The 19,486-nt window shown below is 36.0% G+C and carries 18 protein-coding genes and 1 tRNA gene; 6 read left to right on the top strand and 13 right to left on the bottom strand.

Annotation, left to right across the window (positions count from 1 at the left end; translation table 11 throughout):
• Position 1: 1 nt before the first annotated feature.
• From B0A80_RS10075 to B0A80_RS10065, 4 genes are all read right to left on the bottom strand, one after another.
• Positions 2-745 carry a UDP-2,3-diacylglucosamine diphosphatase gene (locus tag B0A80_RS10075; RefSeq protein WP_089077212.1) on the bottom strand — a complete coding sequence of 248 codons (744 nt, stop codon included), beginning with the start codon at positions 743-745 and terminating at the stop codon, positions 2-4.
• A gap of 74 nt (positions 746-819) precedes the next feature.
• Entirely contained in the window at positions 820-1,269 is a 450-nt protein-coding gene (locus tag B0A80_RS10070) for a 6-pyruvoyl trahydropterin synthase family protein (RefSeq protein WP_017496258.1), read from the bottom strand.
• Positions 1,270-1,300: 31 nt separating this feature from the next.
• Positions 1,301-1,477, bottom strand: a complete 177-nt coding sequence (locus B0A80_RS20785; RefSeq protein WP_165607908.1) for a hypothetical protein — start codon at positions 1,475-1,477, stop codon at positions 1,301-1,303.
• A 127-nt stretch (positions 1,478-1,604) separates the two neighbouring features.
• Positions 1,605-2,369: an enoyl-CoA hydratase/isomerase family protein gene (locus B0A80_RS10065; RefSeq protein WP_089077211.1), complete on the bottom strand. Its 765-nt coding sequence runs from the start codon at positions 2,367-2,369 to the stop codon at positions 1,605-1,607.
• Positions 2,370-2,564: 195 nt separating this feature from the next.
• Between B0A80_RS10065 and B0A80_RS10060 the strand changes: the two genes are divergently transcribed.
• The 3 genes from B0A80_RS10060 (at position 2,565) to B0A80_RS10050 (ending at position 3,306) form a co-directional block, all read left to right on the top strand.
• A tRNA-Ala gene (locus B0A80_RS10060) sits at positions 2,565-2,638 on the top strand.
• A 59-nt stretch (positions 2,639-2,697) separates the two neighbouring features.
• A complete protein-coding gene (locus tag B0A80_RS10055) occupies positions 2,698-2,946 on the top strand; it encodes a GIY-YIG nuclease family protein (protein WP_089077210.1) in 249 nt (82 codons plus the stop codon).
• Between the two features lie 111 nt (positions 2,947-3,057).
• Complete coding sequence (locus B0A80_RS10050) at positions 3,058-3,306, top strand: GIY-YIG nuclease family protein (protein ID WP_089077209.1); 249 nt, start codon at positions 3,058-3,060, stop codon at positions 3,304-3,306.
• A gap of 108 nt (positions 3,307-3,414) precedes the next feature.
• Here B0A80_RS10050 and B0A80_RS20780 read toward each other — a convergent pair whose 3' ends face one another.
• Positions 3,415-3,591 carry a hypothetical protein gene (locus tag B0A80_RS20780; RefSeq protein WP_017496262.1) on the bottom strand — a complete coding sequence of 59 codons (177 nt, stop codon included), beginning with the start codon at positions 3,589-3,591 and terminating at the stop codon, positions 3,415-3,417.
• 276 nt (positions 3,592-3,867) lie between these two features.
• Here B0A80_RS20780 and B0A80_RS10045 point away from each other — a divergent pair, with 276 nt between their 5' ends.
• Complete coding sequence (locus B0A80_RS10045) at positions 3,868-4,248, top strand: hypothetical protein (protein ID WP_070906478.1); 381 nt, start codon at positions 3,868-3,870, stop codon at positions 4,246-4,248.
• A gap of 155 nt (positions 4,249-4,403) precedes the next feature.
• Here B0A80_RS10045 and B0A80_RS10040 read toward each other — a convergent pair whose 3' ends face one another.
• From B0A80_RS10040 to B0A80_RS10025, 4 genes are read right to left on the bottom strand one after another with little or no spacing between them, the layout of a single operon-like run.
• The gene (locus tag B0A80_RS10040) at positions 4,404-5,360 is read right to left on the bottom strand and encodes a lipid A deacylase LpxR family protein (RefSeq protein WP_089077208.1); all 957 of its coding nucleotides are present in this window, start codon (positions 5,358-5,360) and stop codon (positions 4,404-4,406) included.
• Positions 5,350-6,120: a monofunctional biosynthetic peptidoglycan transglycosylase gene (gene mtgA, locus B0A80_RS10035; protein WP_089077207.1), complete on the bottom strand. Its 771-nt coding sequence runs from the start codon at positions 6,118-6,120 to the stop codon at positions 5,350-5,352. Before mtgA ends, B0A80_RS10040 begins: the two co-directional genes overlap by 11 nt.
• Before the next feature lie 56 nt (positions 6,121-6,176).
• Positions 6,177-11,075, bottom strand: coding sequence for a fibronectin type III domain-containing protein (locus tag B0A80_RS10030; protein WP_089077206.1), 4,899 nt, complete (start codon positions 11,073-11,075; stop codon positions 6,177-6,179).
• Between the two features lie 53 nt (positions 11,076-11,128).
• Entirely contained in the window at positions 11,129-12,241 is a 1,113-nt protein-coding gene (locus B0A80_RS10025) for an NAD(P)/FAD-dependent oxidoreductase (protein ID WP_089077205.1), read from the bottom strand.
• A gap of 278 nt (positions 12,242-12,519) precedes the next feature.
• Here B0A80_RS10025 and B0A80_RS10020 point away from each other — a divergent pair, with 278 nt between their 5' ends.
• Together B0A80_RS10020 and B0A80_RS10015 are read left to right on the top strand one after the other, a co-directional pair.
• Entirely contained in the window at positions 12,520-14,421 is a 1,902-nt protein-coding gene (locus B0A80_RS10020; RefSeq protein WP_089077204.1) for a S9 family peptidase, read from the top strand.
• A 178-nt stretch (positions 14,422-14,599) separates the two neighbouring features.
• Positions 14,600-17,041 carry an ATP-binding protein gene (locus tag B0A80_RS10015; RefSeq protein WP_089077203.1) on the top strand — a complete coding sequence of 814 codons (2,442 nt, stop codon included), beginning with the start codon at positions 14,600-14,602 and terminating at the stop codon, positions 17,039-17,041.
• Here the strand turns inward: B0A80_RS10015 and B0A80_RS10010 are convergent.
• The 4 genes from B0A80_RS10010 to B0A80_RS09995 form a co-directional block, all read right to left on the bottom strand.
• Positions 17,038-18,387, bottom strand: coding sequence for a sigma-54-dependent transcriptional regulator (locus B0A80_RS10010; protein WP_070906473.1), 1,350 nt, complete (start codon positions 18,385-18,387; stop codon positions 17,038-17,040). The two genes, B0A80_RS10015 and B0A80_RS10010, sit on opposite strands and share 4 nt — an antisense overlap.
• Positions 18,388-18,516: 129 nt before the next feature.
• Positions 18,517-18,813: a hypothetical protein gene (locus tag B0A80_RS10005; RefSeq protein ID WP_017496270.1), complete on the bottom strand. Its 297-nt coding sequence runs from the start codon at positions 18,811-18,813 to the stop codon at positions 18,517-18,519.
• An 11-nt stretch (positions 18,814-18,824) separates the two neighbouring features.
• Positions 18,825-19,130 carry a hypothetical protein gene (locus tag B0A80_RS10000; RefSeq protein ID WP_089077202.1) on the bottom strand — a complete coding sequence of 102 codons (306 nt, stop codon included), beginning with the start codon at positions 19,128-19,130 and terminating at the stop codon, positions 18,825-18,827.
• Positions 19,131-19,176: 46 nt separating this feature from the next.
• Positions 19,177-19,473: a ubiquitin family protein gene (locus B0A80_RS09995; protein WP_017496272.1), complete on the bottom strand. Its 297-nt coding sequence runs from the start codon at positions 19,471-19,473 to the stop codon at positions 19,177-19,179.
• Positions 19,474-19,486: the final 13 nt, after the last annotated feature.

The raw sequence follows: 19,486 nt of genomic DNA, 5'->3' as shown, positions 1-19,486 counted from the left end.
ATTATTTCTCGAATTTTTTAAGTTCGAAGTTTTCTCCGTCAAATACTCCGTAAGTAAAATAGCCAATCCAGTCGCCTAAATTCACATAATTGGAATCTTCTCCAACCGGAAGAATCATTGGTAAATGGCGATGACCAAAAATAAAATAATTGTAGTGTTTGGTCTCCAGTTTACGTTTGGCATATAAAACCAGCCATTCGTTTTCTTCTCCCAGGAATTTCACATCTTCATCCCCTGAAATCAATTTGTTTTTAACGGATAAATACTGTGCCAGACTTACCCCTACATCGGGGTGAAGCCAACGAAAGAGCCATTTTGAAAACGGGTTAGTAAAGACCTTTTTCATACGTTTATAGCCTTTATCTCCCGGTCCTTTCCCGTCACCGTGGCCAATTAAAAAGGTCTTTTCATTAAAAGTAAACTCCTTGTTATCATGATAAACCGGAATATTTAATTCGGTTTCAAAATAATCATCCATCCATAAATCATGATTTCCCACGAAAAAATAAACAGGAATACCACTATCACGAATTTCAGCCAGCTTACCTAAAATACGAACAAATCCTTTTGGTACAACCGTTTTATATTCGAACCAAAAATCAAACAAATCCCCCAGTAAAAAAATAGCTTCTGCATCTTCTTTCACCTCATCCAGCCAGGCCACAAATTTCTTTTCACGTGGCAAACTCAACTCTGGCGTTGGTGCTCCGAAGTGCTGATCTGAAGCAAAATATACTTTTTTCATTTAGATTATTAGATTGTTGGACTTCTTAGATGTTTTAAATTGTGAGATCGCTTGACTTTCGACTTTCGACTAAATTAATTATCTGAAGCGTACCATTCAGCAAACGAAGATTCGGTTTCCTGAAGTTTAAGCGAAAAAAGTGAAATCTCCTTAGGTAAACGTGCTATAATTCTGTCTGCAAAATCAACTACCATATTTTCACTTGTGGGCTGATAATCTACCAGAATTACATGGTGACCGCGATTCTTCAATTCATTTGCCAATTCGATATGTGGTGTTGTTTGATTAAAAACCGTCGCATGATCAAACTGATCGACGATTTCTTCCTTTACAATTTTCTTTAGATCCGAAAAATCAATTACCATCCCGAATTTCACATTCGATCGGTCTGTAATTGGCGAACCAATAACCGTTACCGATAATTTATAACTGTGTCCGTGAACGTTCTTGCATTTTCCGTCGTAACCGTATAAAGCATGTCCGGTTTCGAAACTAAATTGTTTTGTAATTCTGATATTACTCATCGATTTGAATTTTAGGTTGCAAATTTACAAATTAATAACCGTTCTCGTCTCTTTTTTTGGCTCTGTTATACATCCAATATGCAATTCCGACTAAAACAACGAAAGGAATAAAGGATCCGATCACCACTCCTATCTGATAACTGCTGTCCGGAGCAGCCTTAATTTTCTCTGCAACATCAACTTGCTGCAACAACGAAATAATTCTCATCTTGATTTATTTTTTATGTTTCACTTCAAAAACATTTCAAATTTATGCCTGTCTGACGCTGCATCCAATGACAAATATCATAATCCAAAATCTCTGAAAGGAACCAGATAAAAATTTTAGGATTCCGCTATTTCTTAAACTGCTCTAAAGCATTTCTGCTAAAGTCCGACAAAACTAATTTTCCCGTTATAGAGGCACGCTCGACAAGTAAAGATTCCCAGTGTTCGGTTCCTTCCCAAATAATTTTCTTCATTTCGTACAAAGCTTCAGGATTATACAAACTTAATTGTTGAGCAAAATCTGCTACCGCCACATCTAAATTTTCAGCATTATGAATCTCTGTGAACAATTTATTTTCTAATGCCCACGTTGCCGATTTCCATGCATGTGCTGCCAAGGTCATTTCGGCCATCGCAGCTTTTCCAATCTTACGCGAGACCGCGGGTTCAATCACAAACGGACCAATTCCGATGGCCAGTTCCGACAATTTCACAGCACTTTCAGAAGTCGCAAAAACATAATCACAAGCCGAAATAATTCCGACGCCGCCACCAACTGCTTTTCCCTGAACACGAGCCACAATAATTTTAGAACAATTTCGCATCGCGTTCAGCAAATGAGCAAAACCGGAGAAAAAGTGTGCTCCCTGTTGTTCATTTTTCACGGCTAACAACTCGTCAAAAGAAGCACCTGAACAAAAAACTTTCGTCCCTAAGCTTTGTAAAACAATAACCGAAACGGCTTTATTCTGACTTAGAGTATTAATTTCGGAAGTTAAACGATCTAATAATTGTCTTGGAAAAGAATTGCTGGCCGGATGCCCAAATTCAACTGTTGCAACAGCATTATGGTAAGTAGTCTCTAAAGAACCTTCAAGTTTTTCTGCACTCATAAAAATAAATTTGATCGTAAAGTTACACTTTTGAAAAATATTTTCATCGGAAGTGATTTGAAATTTGCTTTTTGAAAATTAATTGACTTTATTTGCTATCGCTTTGGGGGATTAGCTCATTTGGCTAGAGTATCCCGATGAAAAATCGGGAAGGTGACAGTTCAAATCTAATGTTGTCCAACAAACAAAACACACGGGGGATTAGCTCATTTGGCTAGAGCGCTACGCTGGCAGCGTAGAGGTGATCGGTTCGAATCCGATATTCTCCACTAAAGTTTTTATAAAAAATACCCAAACGTACGTTTGGGTATTTTTGTTTATAGCCATTATGTTCTACACTTATATCATATACTCAAAAGCGCTTGACAAATATTATATCGGTTCCTGTCAGGATGTTGAAAAACGACTTCAGGATCATTTAAACAGTAGAAGCAATTACACAAAAGTTGCCAAAGATTGGGAACTAAAATATTATGAAACTTTTCCAACCAGAAGTGAAGCCTGCAAAAGAGAATCACAAATCAAGAAGATGAAAAGCCGAAAATATATCGAAACCCTAATCAAAACAAAAAGCTAGAGCGTCCCGATGCATCGGGAAGGTGATCGGTTCGAATCCGATATTCTCCACTAAAGTTTTTATAAAAAAATACCCAAACGTACGTTTGGGTATTTTTTGTTTATAACCATTATGTTCTACACTTATATCATATACTCAAAAGCGCTTGACAAATATTATATCGGTTCCTGTCAGGATGTTGAAAAACGACTTCAGGATCATTTAAACAGTAGAAGCAATTACACAAAAGTTGCCAAAGATTGGGAACTAAAATATTATGAAACTTTTCCAACCAGAAGTGAAGCCTGCAAAAGAGAATCACAAATCAAGAAGATGAAAAGCCGAAAATATATCGAAACCCGAATCAAAACAAAAAGCTAGAGCGTCCCGATGCATCGGGAAGGTGATCGGTTCGAATCCGATATTCTCCACAAAAAAACCGTATTTCTTTATTGGAATACGGTTTTTCTAATTTAAGGAGAAAATCTCTTAGCGTTCATTCGCAGAATCTTCAGCGTCTACTCTTTCTTTCTCGGCTTTCTTAAAATCATTATTTAATAAATCCGTCAGTTTCTTTTTCTCTTTCTGATTTTTTTTGATTGTAAATACGATCACAACGATTACAACGGCCGCTACAATTCCAATCACTACCCAATTGATTTCCATAACTTTAATTTTGAGTTAAAAGTAAAGAATTAGAAGTTTTGCGACATTACCAAAAAGTTAAGCCTTAATCTTATAAAAATGCGGAGAGGAGAAATTTGCTAACGAAGAACAATTTCTCTTGCCTAATATTGCATACTTTATCAAAGAGATTGCAGTCTGGTACTTTCATGAAATGCAGAGACTAGATCTATAAATAAAAGTTAAATGTATCAAAAGAAGAGAGTTCGGAATTGTTTTTGTTAAACTTATCGAATACAACTTTTAAACGCCAAAAAAATGAAGAATTTAATTTTACTCCTGAGCTTAGTTTTAATTACCTCTTGTTCGTCAAGCGACGAAGATACCCAAGGTGTTTTCTATTCTCCTTCCTGGATACAAGGAAGCTGGAAAGATAATACCACCGGAGCAATCCTTACTTTTACTAAAAATGATATCAAGTACAATTCTGGCGGAAACACCTATTCTTTCAGTAAAAATCAAATTAGGACTTCCTCCAACCGAATCATTCCACAGCAAATAGCTAAAACTGACAATCTGTATATTGTAGACTTTGGTCAGGGACTTGAAGGGTCATTAATCCGATTTAACTTTTTCAAAAAGACAGATAATACAATAGAATCAAAAGGACATTTACCCGGAAATTATACCCGATTATAGTTAACCCCAATTTTATCGCGTATTTCTTATAGCTGTCAGAATAAAAATCATCATTCTAGTCGAGACATTACACAGAGATCCACAAAATGTACACACAAAGATTCACGAAATCCTGAAGGCATATTTACATCACCGAAAACCAAAATTACAAGAGCTTACTTCAACAAATACCCAAATCGAATCGACCCGTAAAAGTAACCCGCATTGGTATTGGTATTCGGATCGTTTAATTCTCTGCCCCGATAGATAAACGAGTACGACATATTGAAGTTATTGTGTCGGTATTTTAATCCGGCCTCGGCATTGAAACGAAGGGGCTCCAAATCAAACGTTAGCGGACTGGTGTTACTAAACATACTGCCTTCTATGGTAGCGTCGTAAAACTGGTAATTGACACTTGGCATTGCGTAAAAGTAAAACTCACGGATATTGTATTGCCGAGTATTGCTTACCGAGGCATCGTGTAAATTGGAATCATAAACCGGGAGTAGTTTTTTGAAACCAATTCTGGTCAGTAAGCCTGTTGAAACACCTGTGAAGATTGTCCCTACATTGGCTTCCGACTGAAAGTGAAGATCGACAAAATCATTGTGCTTTGAGGGAAATAATTTCTTCGAATACATTACATGCGCCTGAATAGCGAATGCGTTGTGCAGCTGGTTTTCCCAACCATACACCGTTTTGTACCCAATAAGATGATGGAAACTTTCCTGAGTTTCTCTTCCAAGGGCATTGGGTCCCATAAAGCCCAACTGAAAATCGGTCTTTAAAACGGATTCGCTTTTATAGAAAAAACTTCGTCCTGCTTCGGCAAAAAGATAACCTGTGAAAGGTCGATCGTTAATCGTAACAGCCTCTTTGTTTATAAATCTCGGATTATAGATATACTGCCCAATACGAAATTCGGTGATTTTCTTGCTGATTTTTTCGTTATTGTTCTTCGATAAAAAACGATAAAAAAGCTCCAGACCATTGGTATAATACATATCGTTTTTAGATGAAGTATATAAATCGTTATCTGTAATTAAACCTATTTCTGTCGTTTTTGCCTGTCCAAAACTGAAGACCGTCGTCAATAACAGAAATCCGAGAAAGCTTTTTTTATTCTGCATTGTAATTTATTTTCCCAACCGAGCGCATTTCACGAACAATTCGTTCTTTTCTTCGGTTGATATAACTGGAAGATCCTGTTGCTTTAAATTTTCTTGGGTTTGGCAAAATAGCTGCAATTCCGGCTGCCTGCATAGGTGTTAAACTTGAAGCATCGCGTCGGTACCAATGTTCGGTTGCGGCATAAGCTCCGTACACTCCATCTCCCATTTCGATGCTGTTCAGGTAAACCTCCATAATACGTTCTTTACCCCAAATGAGTTCTATTAAAACAGTGAAATAAGCTTCTAAACCTTTACGGAAATAACTTTTCCCCTGCCATAAAAAGACGTTTTTAGCTGTTTGCTGCGAGATGGTACTTCCGCCACGAATACGACGTCCGCGTTCGTTGCTTTTATAGGCTTTTTGAAGTGCTTTAAAATCGAAACCATTATGTTTTAGAAAAGTTCCATCTTCACTGGCAATAACCGCTTTTTGCAAATTCATTGAGATTTTATCGATCGGCTCCCAGTCATGATCAAAATAGACTTCTTTATCGGCCATTTTGTTTTCGATCGCCCGGATGATCATTAAAGGTGTAAAAGGTACAGGCACATATTTAAAAAACACGACAGACGCAATCGAGATTCCGAAGAACCATAAAAATAATTTGATGAAAAACCACTTTACTTTTTCGCCAAAAGAACGATTGCCTTTCTTTGGTGCCGGTTTTGGTTTATTGGCGGTTGTTTTTTTTGGTGCCGGTTTTTTGGGTGCTGCCATTATATTAAATCTGTTAATCTAAAATGTAATACTAAAAGATAGTACAACTTAGAACATTACTTCTTTATTACTTTAAACGTTTCTTTTTTATCATCCTGAGTTACCACCAACAAATATACCCCTGAAGCATGATTTTTAAAATCAATACTAACTTTAGAATCCGAGTAATTATTTATAGAAAGCAACTGTCCGCTTAAAGTATAAACTTCTACTTTCGAAATTACCGAATTACTTTCTATATGTAAAACATTTTCTATTGGATTTGGATAATATTTAAAATTGGTAAAATGAGTTCCGTCAACACCCAGTGATGATGTTTTGTCGAACACCAGATTGTCCAGATAAGCATTATCTCCGGCATCAGATTTACCAATATGCTGTAATGATATTTTAATATCTGTCCCGATATACGGTGTCAGATCAAAGGTGTATTTTTTATAATCATCTCCATTGGCCGACTGTGGTTTTATTATATCTCCCACTACATTCCCATTTACAACAACTCTAAACATTGATTCTGTATTTGAAGAAACAAAGGTTTGTTTCAGGTCAAAATGCATAAATAAGCTGCTTGCATTTGCGGCATTTACTTTTGTATTTATCTTGGTAATACTACTTTCATTTCTTTCCCATACCGAAGAATTGTCAACAGCCGTTCCTTTCTTTATTGGAGAAGTACCATTAGCCTCCTTCCATACAGATGGCGTACTGTTTCCTTTCATCACCAGTATATTATTGTTAGCATCTAAAACAATGCTATTGTAACCTCCTTCTAAAATCAATTCTTCTGACGGCATTTTTGTAAAATCATACGTTGTTGTTTTTCCACTTCCATCAATTGAAGACGTATATCCTTCTTTCAATTCAAAATCATCCACAAGTAATCGTGAACCACCCGAATTGGCAAATTCCATCAAGAAACTGTAATCACCCGATACCAGAGGCGTAAAATAATAGGATACATCTCTATAGTTGTATTCGGTCAGGCTACCACTTCCGGTTTGACTAATGTTAAGAGACATGTTGTAGTCGTTTTGTCCTTTTCCAACATATAATCCAACACCCTGAACGCGGTATTCATAACTATTTCGACCTTTCAGGTTAAACTTATAAGTAGTCCCTGCATTTAAGTAAAACATAGGCGTCATGATCTGAGTCCAGAATCCACCGGTAAGATACAAATAACCCGTATCATCAAATCCGGTTCTTATATTATCCGGATTAAAATTATAATAAACATCATTCTGAGCTTTATTCTCTAAAATAAACTCTCCTCTTAAAAACTTAAAGCAATCAGGAAGTACATTTTTTCCGTAACGACTCAGATTGGTAAATTTCTCTTTCCACGGTAAAGTCAGTGCTTCACAGGTCGTTTCTATTTTTCGCGGTCCTGCTTCTAACGAACTACCGGATGCACAAGTGGTTTTGAAATAGAATTCATACGAAGTTCCCGCTTGCAGCTTCGAAATCAGAATCTCATTCTTGTTGGCGTTTACAATAGTTCCTGTACCTTTAGTAAAACCGGTTAGTCCGTATTCTATCTGAACATTTTCTGCCGCCTGATTTTTTGAAGTCCAGCTTATAAGCGCCGAATTATGATTGATATCAGAAAAAACCACGTCTATTGGTTCATAACATGGCAAAGTCTGATCATAACGAAAATTGTCTATCAAAACATTATTTCGTGTGTAATCTCCATTAATTGATTCGGTCACATATTTAAAAACGATCTGTTTGTTTGCTCCCTGATACTGAGAAAAGTCAATATTGACTTCTTTTCCGTACAGTGGCAAACTATTAATTTCCTGCTCCGTAATGGTCATATAAGGTTCGAAAGTACTAAGATCCGCAGCATTCTTAATCGTTCCTATAATTAAAGTTCCTGCCTTTGCATAACTACCGGTCTGCATACCTCTAAGCCAAAATTTTACTTTTTTATTTTTATCAAAATCATCCAGATAAGGAGAAATTAATATTGCACTGTCTTTGTTGGTGTACAGTGAAAAAGCATAAGGTGCACTGGTAATATTAGTCAGATTGAATTCTGCTAACTGTGCATAAAGCTGAATATTGTAGCTCCAGCAAAAAGTAGCGCTCTGATCTAAATTCCTACCATGTTCATCAAAATTTTCCACAAAAGGTGCTGTTTTGGAACAAGAAGTTTTAAAAGTATATCTATCACTCCAGTCTGAGGTAATATTGGTATCGCAATATGCTCTTACTCTATACTCGTAAGTGCCACGAGCTAATCCCGTCAAATTGTAAGGACTTGCAGTGACTTTAATTATCGTTCCTGAACCGTTTACAAAACCTTTAGGACCATACTCAATATCATAACCCTGGGATGGTTTTACAGTATTATTGTCTTTCCAATCCAGTGCAACACTTTCGGGACCTGATTGTCTCGCTCCTAATACTCCCGGAATTGGGCATCCGTTCTGGAAATATTCAAAATCATCTATAAATATTCTTCTGTTTCTCGCGTTTTTTACGCTTTGTTTTATTCCAATAAATTTATCTGTACCATAGTAGTTCGAAAAATCTACTTCATATCTAATCCATTTTCCAATATTTTCAACAGGAATAGCGATGACTTTATAGGATGTAAAAGACATATAGTCTTCAGGATCAGACATTGTACCCACAATCATTTCTACCACAAGGTTTTCATTATCTTTTGGCGAAAGCATCCAGAAAGCGATTTTTTTATAATGATCAAAATCTTTAAATCTCGGAGAAACCAGCACTACTCTGTCGGTTTTCTCTCCTTTGCTACCTGCCGGATACGGAGCATCTAATTGATTTAGCATAAAGATAGAAGCAGTACCGCCATGAACTGTCGATGATCCCTGACTCAGTGTGTTTACTTTTATAAAATTATTTTTATCCCAGTATCTTTGATTGATATACGGAACAATTCTGGTCCAGCATCCGTTTTTTTCAAAAAAGGCATTTTCAAAATTTTCAGTATAACCTGCCGTTAGTCCCAAACATTTGGTTTTAAAATTACCTCTGTCAGACCATGCGCTGTATTCGTTTCCACATTGAGCACGAACATAAAAATCGAAATCCGTATCGTCCTGAAGAGACTCTAACTTAAACGGAATTGTTACCGCATCAACGATCTTTCCCGAGCCATGAGCAAATCCTTTTGGCCCATACTCTATTTGAAATTGTGATGCCGGTTTATAATTTTCCCAACTTACAATGGCAGAATCATAGCCCAAACTGATGGTTTTAGGATCAAGAGGTTCTACACATACAGGTGCTTTTTCGTAGGTAAAGTCATCGATACTAAAATAAGAATCGCTCTCATTATTGTATCTCAAAGCGATATAATTATGGTTATTACTCTTTACATAATTATCTAAATAAACAGTATGCTCTTTCCATAGCGAAGACTTATTTAAGTTTTCAGTCTCGTTCATCTCTGAAGGCAAAATTGTTTTTAAAGCCACAAATGTAGCTGCATTTTTAGGATCAGACATTGTTCCAATAGTCAGCGAAGTTTTGTTATACACATTGTCACTGCTATAAGCTAAAAGACTAAATCTTATTCTCTTATCAGCATCAAGGTCCGCAATATAAGGTGTTACAAGATAAGCTTTGTCAACATTCAGGGCACCCACAAATTTCGATATTACAATCGTTGCTGTACCTGTTTTGGGTGCAGGTTTTCCGGACCAACCCGTATTTTCAAAACTACTCTGAACCAAACATTTTCCTGCAATAACACTCCAGCATGGATCAACATATTTTGTTCCTTCAAAAGAGGTGCTGTAACTTCCTGTAATTACGGTACAAGGTGTTTTGAAACTTATTGTCTTAGTCCAGTTTGAGAACAGATCATCAATACAATTGGCACGTACCTTTACTTCATAATCTGTATTTCCAACCAATTTATCTAAAGTAAAAGAGGTGCTCTGAATCGTAAAAATTTCCGTAGTCTTCTTAACTGTATTAGTCAGACTCACCTGAAAGTTATTTTGATTGGGAGCATCAAAACTTATCTGAGCGCTATTTTGCTGAACATTTGTTACTGCGAAATTAGTCTGATTGAAACAGTCTGACGCTTTTTCGTAACTAAAATCGTCTATATATAAATCGGTACTGTTACTCCCATAATACCCCCTTTTAAAGAAGAATACCACATATTGGTCTGTACCGTTATAATTTGTAAAGTAAACCGTTTCCTGCTTCCATTCTGACGATGATTTCGGCTCTATTTTCTGCAGAAGATGAAATGTGTTTTTGTCATTAGGATCACTCATGGTTCCCACTAACAATTCTGTTCCCGAATCATAAAGTCCGTTTAACCAGAATTTTATTTTTCGATCTGTGGCCAAATCATTAAATCTCGGAGATATCAAACCAATATGACTCTTATCGTCATAGTTGTAACTGGACATTGTCATCGAAGAACCTGCTGCATTGTTTTCGCTGTGATTCTTATAGGTTGTATGAAATACACCGGCTGCACTGCTACTGTTGTTATAGATAAGGCCTCTCCATTCTGAATCTGTTATTTTTTTATCATTGAAGTTTGTAGTATAACCTACAGAAAAGACTTTATCGCTTGAAGCAAATATTGTTTTAATTTGTGACCAGTCTGTCCAGGCTAAACCGGACATATCATCTAAAAGATAGAGCTGTCTTACCCGGAAATCATATCCAATCAGAGGATTTGTTAAGGTAAAGCGATAAAAGTTAATACCCGTACCTGAAACACTTATAACTTTACCCTGACCCGGCTTGAACCCCTTAGGACCATATTCAAATTGCCATTGCGATGTTTTATAAACATTATAATCATGGTATTCAACCAAAACTTCCCCCGTTAACGAAACGGTAACATCAAAATTCGCATCCGCAATATTTGATTCTGTCCTATGATTTGCATGAGCAAAAAGAATGAAAAAAAAAGAAAAAAGAGCAACTAAAGTAGTTTTTTGCATGTATTATCTGTTTTTTTAGGTTGTGGTATTACTTGGATTAAATTCTTTTAAAATTATAATAAGTCTGCTAATTCTGTTCCTATTAAACTCCCGATTGCTACTCCCATTCCTCCTAAACGCACTCCACAAAACACGTTTTCAGACAATTGAGTAACAACAGGATTTTTACTGTTTCCTATTCCCATGATACCGCTCCAACGATGGGCGATTCGGAAATCCTGATTCGGTAAAATTACATTTTTAAGTAAATCCTCCAATTTATTTTGTACAATTTTCGTCTCCCCAAATTCCGTTGTTGTTTCGGTTTCAAAATCAAGATTTCTGCCTCCGCCAAGTAAAACTCTATCGTTTATATTTCTAAAATAATAATACCCGCGATCCAGATGAAAAGTTCCTTTAATGGCTAAATTTGCAATGGGTTCTGTAATCAAAACCTGCGCTCTGGCAGGCTTTACCGCTCCCTTTGTCAGCTGAGCTGCAAAACCGTTGGTCGCAAAAAGTACTCTCCCCGATTTAAAACTAAAATTATTCAACACCAGTTCAACCTCACTCCCTAAATCAGAATAAGCAGTAAGAGTTTGCTGATTGAGAATTAAAATATTTTCAGAAACGGCCTGTCTCAGCAATTCCTGCATCATACTTCCGGTATCAATTTGTGCCTCAAAAGGATTAAAAATTAAATAATCATGACTGTTTCCAAAACCAAACCGATCGGATTCTTTAGCAAAAACATCCGCTTTAAAAAGTGGTTTTAAAATTTCATTGACAAAAGGCAGCCTTGCAATACACTCCTCAAAATTTAAATCATCTTCTCTTAAAAACAATTCATAACCGCCATATGGCTTGAAATCTATTGCGGTATCACCTAATCTTTTTCTCAACAGTTGCAATCCTTTCCATCTTTTCTCTACAAGCTGTACCACTTCCTCTTCTGAATGCGTTTTAAGATCTTCCATAATTTCAGAGAGGCTTCCAAAGCATGCAAAGCCGGCATTTTTAGTACTGGCCCCTTGTGGCAACATTCCTTTTTCCAGAATCAGAATTTTTGCGGTTGGAAATCTTTCGCGTAAGCGTAGTGCCGCGTGCAGTCCTACGATTCCGCTGCCAACAATAGTATAATCAACATTTGTAAACCAGTTCTTGAGTTCCCAGTAGCTTAGTTCCATCATAAAATAATAAATTCCAATTAGTTAAAATCCAAATCACAATTTAGGAAATAAATTTAAGCCAGAACTTTCATTTTCTAAAATTCCAAAACGCGTACTATTTTTTTTCAGCCACGAATTCACAAATTATTTTTGCTGATCCTTAAGAATAAAAATTCGGGAATTCATAGCTGAAAAAACTTAGCCCATAAACTTTAACAATTTTTGGAATTTGGAATTTAGCTAATTTGGAATTTAATTGTTGTATTTTTAGTCCCACGAAAAATTAGAATTTTATTATGAAAAAAGTATTATTTACAACCTTAATAATGATGAGTTTAAACGCTATCGGACAAAATGTAATGTCCCCAGAGTTGTTATGGAAATTAGGAAGAGTGAGTGCACTCGGACTTTCAAAAGATTCAAAAAATGTTGTTTTTAAAGTTTCTACCCCTTCGGTTGAAGAAAACAAATCGTCTTCTAAATTTTACATCATTCCTGTAGGTGGTGGAACTGCAACCGAAATTAAAGACACTAAAGAAGTTTTGGCAGACAAAAACGTTTCGCCTGACGGAAAATTTTTAGTGTACAACGAAGAAGTGAAACTGGAAAAAGTTCTAGGTAAAGATTTTTATCCAAAACTGGATAAATCTGATGCTCAAATTTATGACGGATTGGATTATCGTCATTGGGATACCTGGAATGAAGGTAAATTCAATCATGTTTTTTACAAAGAAAACAAAGAAGGTGCCGCCGGAATTGACATCCTGAAAGGTGAAAATTTTGATTCTCCACAAAAACCTTTTGGTGGTGACGACGATTACATCTGGTCTCCTGACGGAAAAAGCATTTTATATGTATGCAAGAAAAAAGCAGGAACTCAATACGCAATTTCTACTAACACTGATATTTACGAGTATAATTTAGAAACTCAGAAAACGATAAACAGAACCGAAGGTAATTTAGGTTACGATACAGCACCACAATTTTCGCCAACAGGAAACTTAACCTGGCTGCAAATGAAACGTGACGGTTATGAAGCCGATAAAAATGATCTTATTGTTGAATTTAAAGGCATCAAAACAAATTTAACGGCAAACTGGGACGGAACTGTAGATAATTTTATCTGGAGTAAAGACGGTAAAAACGTATACTTTGTAGCTCCGGTGGATGGTACAAAACAGCTTTTTACAGTTAACTTTCCGGGATTGACCAGAATCGCTATTCAAGTTCGTCAATTGACTAATGGGGATTTTGATGTAAATGATTTAGTAGGTTTTGCCGGTGATGATATTATTGTTACCAGAAATGATATGAATCACGCTCCGGAAATTTATTCTTTTAATTTGAAGAAAAACACCTGGAAACAAATCTCAAATGTAAATACAGAAATCTACAAAACATTAGCGCTTAGCAAAACAGAAAAGCGTTATGTAACTACTACAGACGGTAAAAAAATGTTGGTTTGGGTAATTTTACCTCCAAATTTTGATGCTTCTAAAAAATATCCAACTTTATTATTCTGTCAAGGTGGGCCACAAAGTGCTTTAACACAATCGTATTCTTTCCGTTGGAATTTCTCATTAATGGCTGCAAAAGGTTATGTGGTGGTTGCACCAAACCGTCGCGGAATGCCGGGTCATGGTGTTGAATGGAACGAGCAGATTAGTAAAGATTGGGGCGGACAGGTTATGGATGACTACCTATCAGCAATCGACGATGTTTCTAAAGAAAACTATGTAGACAAATCTCGTTTAGGATGTGTAGGCGCAAGCTACGGAGGATATTCTGTGTTTTATTTAGCAGGTATTCACAAAAACCGTTTCAAAACTTTTATCGCTCACGACGGTGTTTTCAATACTGTGAGTATGTTAGGAACTACTGAAGAGGTTTTCTTTAACAACTGGGATTTTGGAGGTCCGTACTGGGAGAAAGACAATGCAGCTGCTCAAAAATCGTATACTGTTTTTAACCCTGCAACAATGGTACAAAACTGGAACAGACCCATCTTAATTTTCCAGGGAGGAAAAGATTTCCGTGTACCGATCGGACAAGGACAGGAAGCTTTTCAGGCGGCACAATTAAGAGGACTTAAAAGCAGATTTGTATATTTCCCTGATGAAAATCACTGGGTTTTACACCCGCAAAACGCTCAGGTTTGGCAAGGTGAATTCTTCAAATGGCTGAACGAGACGCTTTAAGCCTAAACATATTAAATTAAAAAATAGCCGTAGATTTTAAAAATCTGCGGCTATTTTATTTTCTGAGCCCTCTTAATTATGTAAAACATTAGCATTATTTTGTATTTCAAAAACCGAAATTTTAAATAAATTGCACTGATTTCCAATATAAACATCCCAAAACCTATAACATTACCCCATGGAGAGTAAAAAAAGTTACATGCCGATAAAAGTACTCTTCAGTTATATTGCGTTACTGGGATTAGTGGTTACTGTTGGTTGGTTTTTGTACTCAGAAAATGTAGTCTACAATAAACTCGAAAGTAAAATTGCTTTTGAGAAAACTAAAATATTAAAAGTAAGTAAACTGTTTTCTAACGTTTATAAGACCGAAAGTTTAGCCAGAAAAACCATCCAGACTAATTCTGAGGCTGATTTTAAAAGTTACCTTATCGAAACCGATTCCCTGAAATGCAGAATCGATACCTTAAAACAAATTGTTACCACACAATATCAAAAGACACTGCTCGACAGTGTTACATACCTGTTGTCAGAAAAGACAAAAAACATCAAACAGTTAAAAACCATAAAAAACAAAGCCGACGACGAAGTTTCGGTAAATACGGCCATTGATGAAATTACCAAAATGGAGTTTAAACTCCGTAAATTAGAACTCCAGGATTTCAACAAGAATCCGAATCAATTGGGGAGTTATCAACGCAGTGTACTTCAAAAATATGTCGATTATCTCAATCAGAATATTCCTGACGACAGCACCAATACCTTAAGCAAACAAGCCTCAGATTCGATCCTCGCCAATTCCAAAAAACTTTTAAGCAATGTGAAGCTGAAAGCTGAAAAGAAAAAGGAATCATTGAATTTTGAAGAGAACAAATTATTAAAAAATGAAATCGCTATTTCAGAACAACTCCGAAAAGTACTTCGAATTATTGAAAGAGAAATCATCATCAACTCGATAAAAAACAATTCTTTAAAAGAAAAATCACTTAAAAAAGTGAATGATATTGTTACGGCTTCGGCAATTATTGGTTTGATACTGACGTTGTTTTTCTCGATACTAATTGTAAGCGATTACTCTAAATCGCAGGTTTATAAAAAGAAGCTGGAGATTGCGAATTTCAAAACAAAGAATCTACTGAAAAGCCGTGAACAGCTCATTTCGACGGTAAGTCATGATTTAAAAACACCTCTGAGCACAATTGTAGGCTATTCAGAACTGCTGGGTAATTCTGAAGTGAATTCCAAGCAGTCTTATTTCATCAAAAACATTAAAAATTCTTCTGAATACATCACACAGCTGGTTCAGGACTTGTTGGATTTTTCTCAAATCGAAGCTGGAAAAATCACCATTGAAAAGGTCCCATTCTTATTGCCGGAAATAATCGATGGAGTAGCCAAGAGTATTCAAACCGTTTACCAACAAAAGAACATCGACCTGATTATTAACGTCGATGACAAGCTGAATACGCGAATTGTAGGCGATCCGTTCAGGCTAAAGCAAATTCTAAGCAACATCATTGGAAATGCCTATAAATTTACCGAAGAAGGCTTCATAAAAATAAGCGCTTACACCACAGAAAATAATGACTTTTTCATCGTTTCCATTCAGGATTCAGGGATTGGAATCGAAAAAGGAAATCAAAAATTAGTTTTCGAAGAATTTGCTCAGGCAAATGAGGGAATCGAAAAAAAATATGGTGGAACCGGCTTGGGATTATCCATTTGTCAAAAAATAATTTCGATTTTAGGCGGAAACTTAAATCTTGAAAGTACTTTTGGAAAAGGAAGTACTTTTCAAATTCAACTTCCTTTATTGTTCGATAACAGTCAGAATTTAGTAATTGAAGAAAAAGAACCTATTATACTGAATACTCCAAAACAAACCTTTATCGTTCTTGACGATGATATTAATCTTCTGAATTTAACGAGTGGTGTTTTAAGACAGGAGAAACATGAGGTCTTTTCTTTTAACAGCGCCGAAAAAGCTCTTGAAGCAATTGGAAATACTCCTTTCGATTTTATCATTACAGATATACAAATGCCGGAAATGGATGGTTTTATGTTTCTGGAAAAACTCAAAAACAACGGTTACTCTACTTTTAAAAACCAGCCTGTAATTGCTTTAACCGGAAGGACTGATCTGGATGCTGAGATTTATACCAAGGCAGGTTTTACCACGGTAATTCAAAAACCTTATTCCCCTAAAATACTATTGGAGACGATTCATCTAATTTTGGAAAACGACACCTTGCCCAATATTGACATTAACAAAGAGGAAGAAACTGTAAATTCAACATTGTATTCTCTGGATACCCTTAAAGAGTTTCTAGGCAACGACAATGACGAACTAAAAGAAATTCTGAAATCGTTTATCGAAAACAGCTCTGAGAATCTGAACGCTTTAGAAAATGCCTTTAGGGCAAAAAACACGGCCGAGATTAACTCAATTGCACATCGAATGGCGCCTATGTTCAAGCAAATTCAGACACAAGAGATTAGTGAAATTTTAAAAACTTTGGAAAGCGCAAATCTTGATATTTCTGAAGCAGACAGCATTCTGGACACCTTAAAATCTAAAACTAATATTCTTTTTGATGCCTTACAACAAGAAATAGTTTAATCTATATTGTAATGCTTTAATTTATTGTAAAGCGTTTTTCTGGTAATCTTAAGTAGTTTTGCTGCTTCCGATTTGTTATTCTGCGCTCTAGACAACGCCTGAATAATGGCCTCTCTTTCATTTTCGGATAAGGAAAAATTATCGTTGGAACTTGTCGGCTTTTGTATCTGAAAAAACTCTGCCGGCAGAACGTCACTTTCGATAAATTCACCTTTGGACAACAATGTTGAACGTTTGACACAATTTTGCAGTTCACGTAAATTTCCCGGCCAGTTGTAATTTTGAAAAATCGCAACTACTTCGGGTGAAAATCCAATCACCTCTTTGTTCAGCTGCTGGTTTGCTTTTTCGAGGAAATAATCTGCAAAAACCATCAAATCTTCCTCCCGCTCTTTTAAAGAAGGTGACAGTATTGAAAACTCGTTGATTCTATGGTATAAATCTTCTCTAAAATCGCCGTTTTTTACTGCCTCACGCAAATCTTCGTTCGTAGCGGTAATAATACGTATATCGACGTTTATTTCTTTATTACTTCCAACGGGTTTAATTTTTCGTTCCTGAAGTGCTCTTAACAGTTGAATTTGATTCTCATAAGAAAGATTCCCTATTTCATCCAGAAAAAGCGTTCCGCCATTCGCTGCTTCAAAATAACCCATTTTGTCGCTGATAGCACCAGTGAAAGATCCTTTTAAATGTCCGAAGAATTCACTTGCTGCCAATTCTTTCGGAATAGCTCCGCAATCGACCGCAATAAAATTATTGTTTTTTCTTAAACTTTGCTGATGGATACTTTTGGCAATAATCTCCTTTCCGGTTCCACTCTCTCCGATAATTAAAACCGACATATCTGTCGGGCTTACCAATTGAATATGATCCAGAAGTTTTTTAGAGGCTATAGAAATCCCTTTTACAAATTCGTTTTCGGCAGCAGTTTGTTTTTTTGTAGTTTTCTTCTCTTTCACCACTACTTCATCCGTCTCCTCTTCTGAAGCTTTTAACGCATTTGTGATGACCAGTAAAACTTCATCAGGATTGAACGGTTTTGAAATGTAATCAGCTGCTCCATTTTTGATGGCTTTAACTGCAGTATTAACATCAGAGTAGCCCGTCATCAAAATTACCGGAACTTGCGGATATGCCGTTTTAATTTCGGCCATAAGTCCGATACCATCAGAATCAGGTAAACGGAGATCTGTTAAAATCAAATCGAAAGATTCTTTTTTGATTGCAACTCTGGCTTCGGCAGCTGAGAAAGCAATGGCTACTTCGTATGTTTTTTTGATTAGAAATTTCTCTAATAATTTGCAGAACGAAATATCATCTTCTATCAGTAATATCTTTGGCATTTGTTTCTGAGGACTTTTTTGCTAAAATAATACTAATAAAATTGTCTTTTCACAAAATTATGTAAAAAAAAAGAGATTGCTTATCGCAATCTCTTTTTCACCAAAAACATAAATCTAAAATTCACCTAATTATATCTTTAACCAGTTGCCATTGACATCTGAAAAAACAGTAGCCTTTTGGTCCCCAACTGATATCTCAAGTTTATATTCCTTTTTTTCGTTTACCCATGCTTTCGCGAGTTTTGCTCCAGGATACGCTGTTTGCAATGCAGTTTTCACAGCAGCTGGCACAGCATCTGCAGCAACTTCTGTATATTCTGTCTGAACATTAACAGCAATTTTTATTTGCTCCTGAGCAACAACAGTATTCGCAGAAACGGATAAACTTCCTAAAACAACTGCTACTGATAAGGCTAACTTTTTCATATTATTCTTTTTTAATATTTCGGGGCAATGACTCCTTTGTCATTTGTGAAGACAAAATGTTTGTCCTGATCGGCCCCGGAATTAAGTTCTAATTTGTACTGCTTTTTCGGATTTACATAAGCCTTTACAAGCTTTGAACCTGGAAAAGATTTTTCTAAAGTCGCTTTAACTTCAGCAGGAAGTGCTTCTGGTTTTATTTCCTTAAAATCGTCTTGAAATTTAACAAAATTCAAAACTGATTTTTTTAATGTAGTCGCTTCTGCATTCGTTAATAAACCTCCTAAAATGATTACAGCTGATAAAATTAATTTTTTCATAAGTACTTGCTTTTTTTAATTAGTATTAGCTGATAAAATTAGGCAATTATTTTTTAAGAATATTTCCGGAAGCATCTGTAAACACAGTGTATTTTTTATCTCCGCTGGAAATTTCCAATTTATACTCATCCTTCTCACTCTTATACGCTTTTTCAAGTTTTGTGTTAGGGAAAGATTTTTCGATTGTTGACTTTACTGCCGCCGGAACTGCATCTGTACCAATCTCTTTGTATTCATCCTGAACAATTACAGATTGAATGTCTGAAGTTTTCACTGTCGAAGTTGCTGCCTGAACGGATAAACCTCCAAGAACAATCGCTGCTGATAAAATTAACTTTTTCATAATAAATGGTTTT

Origin of the sequence: Flavobacterium tructae (assembly GCF_002217475.1) — a bacterium.
Lineage (GTDB): Bacteria > Bacteroidota > Bacteroidia > Flavobacteriales > Flavobacteriaceae > Flavobacterium > Flavobacterium tructae.
This window is presented reverse-complemented; position numbering and strand designations above follow the sequence as displayed.

Excerpts from the sequence above, each read along its gene's own strand:
- B0A80_RS10010 (WP_070906473.1), bottom strand. The coding sequence starts at position 18,387 with ATGCCAAAGATATTACTGATAGAAGATGATATTTCGTTCTGCAAATTA.
- B0A80_RS10050 (WP_089077209.1), top strand. The coding sequence starts at position 3,058 with ATGTTCTACACTTATATCATATACTCAAAAGCGCTTGACAAATATTAT.
- B0A80_RS10015 (WP_089077203.1), top strand. The coding sequence starts at position 14,600 with ATGGAGAGTAAAAAAAGTTACATGCCGATAAAAGTACTCTTCAGTTAT.
- B0A80_RS09995 (WP_017496272.1), bottom strand. The coding sequence starts at position 19,473 with ATGAAAAAGTTAATTTTATCAGCAGCGATTGTTCTTGGAGGTTTATCC.
- B0A80_RS10005 (WP_017496270.1), bottom strand. The coding sequence starts at position 18,813 with ATGAAAAAGTTAGCCTTATCAGTAGCAGTTGTTTTAGGAAGTTTATCC.
- B0A80_RS10065 (WP_089077211.1), bottom strand. The coding sequence starts at position 2,369 with ATGAGTGCAGAAAAACTTGAAGGTTCTTTAGAGACTACTTACCATAAT.
- B0A80_RS10070 (WP_017496258.1), bottom strand. The coding sequence starts at position 1,269 with ATGAGTAATATCAGAATTACAAAACAATTTAGTTTCGAAACCGGACAT.
- B0A80_RS10055 (WP_089077210.1), top strand. The coding sequence starts at position 2,698 with ATGTTCTACACTTATATCATATACTCAAAAGCGCTTGACAAATATTAT.
- B0A80_RS10040 (WP_089077208.1), bottom strand. The coding sequence starts at position 5,360 with ATGCAGAATAAAAAAAGCTTTCTCGGATTTCTGTTATTGACGACGGTC.
- B0A80_RS10025 (WP_089077205.1), bottom strand. The coding sequence starts at position 12,241 with ATGGAACTAAGCTACTGGGAACTCAAGAACTGGTTTACAAATGTTGAT.
- B0A80_RS20785 (WP_165607908.1), bottom strand. The coding sequence starts at position 1,477 with ATGAGAATTATTTCGTTGTTGCAGCAAGTTGATGTTGCAGAGAAAATT.
- B0A80_RS10030 (WP_089077206.1), bottom strand. The coding sequence starts at position 11,075 with ATGCAAAAAACTACTTTAGTTGCTCTTTTTTCTTTTTTTTTCATTCTT.
- B0A80_RS10020 (WP_089077204.1), top strand. The coding sequence starts at position 12,520 with ATGAAAAAAGTATTATTTACAACCTTAATAATGATGAGTTTAAACGCT.
- B0A80_RS10045 (WP_070906478.1), top strand. The coding sequence starts at position 3,868 with ATGAAGAATTTAATTTTACTCCTGAGCTTAGTTTTAATTACCTCTTGT.
- mtgA (WP_089077207.1), bottom strand. The coding sequence starts at position 6,120 with ATGGCAGCACCCAAAAAACCGGCACCAAAAAAAACAACCGCCAATAAA.
- B0A80_RS10000 (WP_089077202.1), bottom strand. The coding sequence starts at position 19,130 with ATGAAAAAATTAATTTTATCAGCTGTAATCATTTTAGGAGGTTTATTA.
- B0A80_RS20780 (WP_017496262.1), bottom strand. The coding sequence starts at position 3,591 with ATGGAAATCAATTGGGTAGTGATTGGAATTGTAGCGGCCGTTGTAATC.
- B0A80_RS10075 (WP_089077212.1), bottom strand. The coding sequence starts at position 745 with ATGAAAAAAGTATATTTTGCTTCAGATCAGCACTTCGGAGCACCAACG.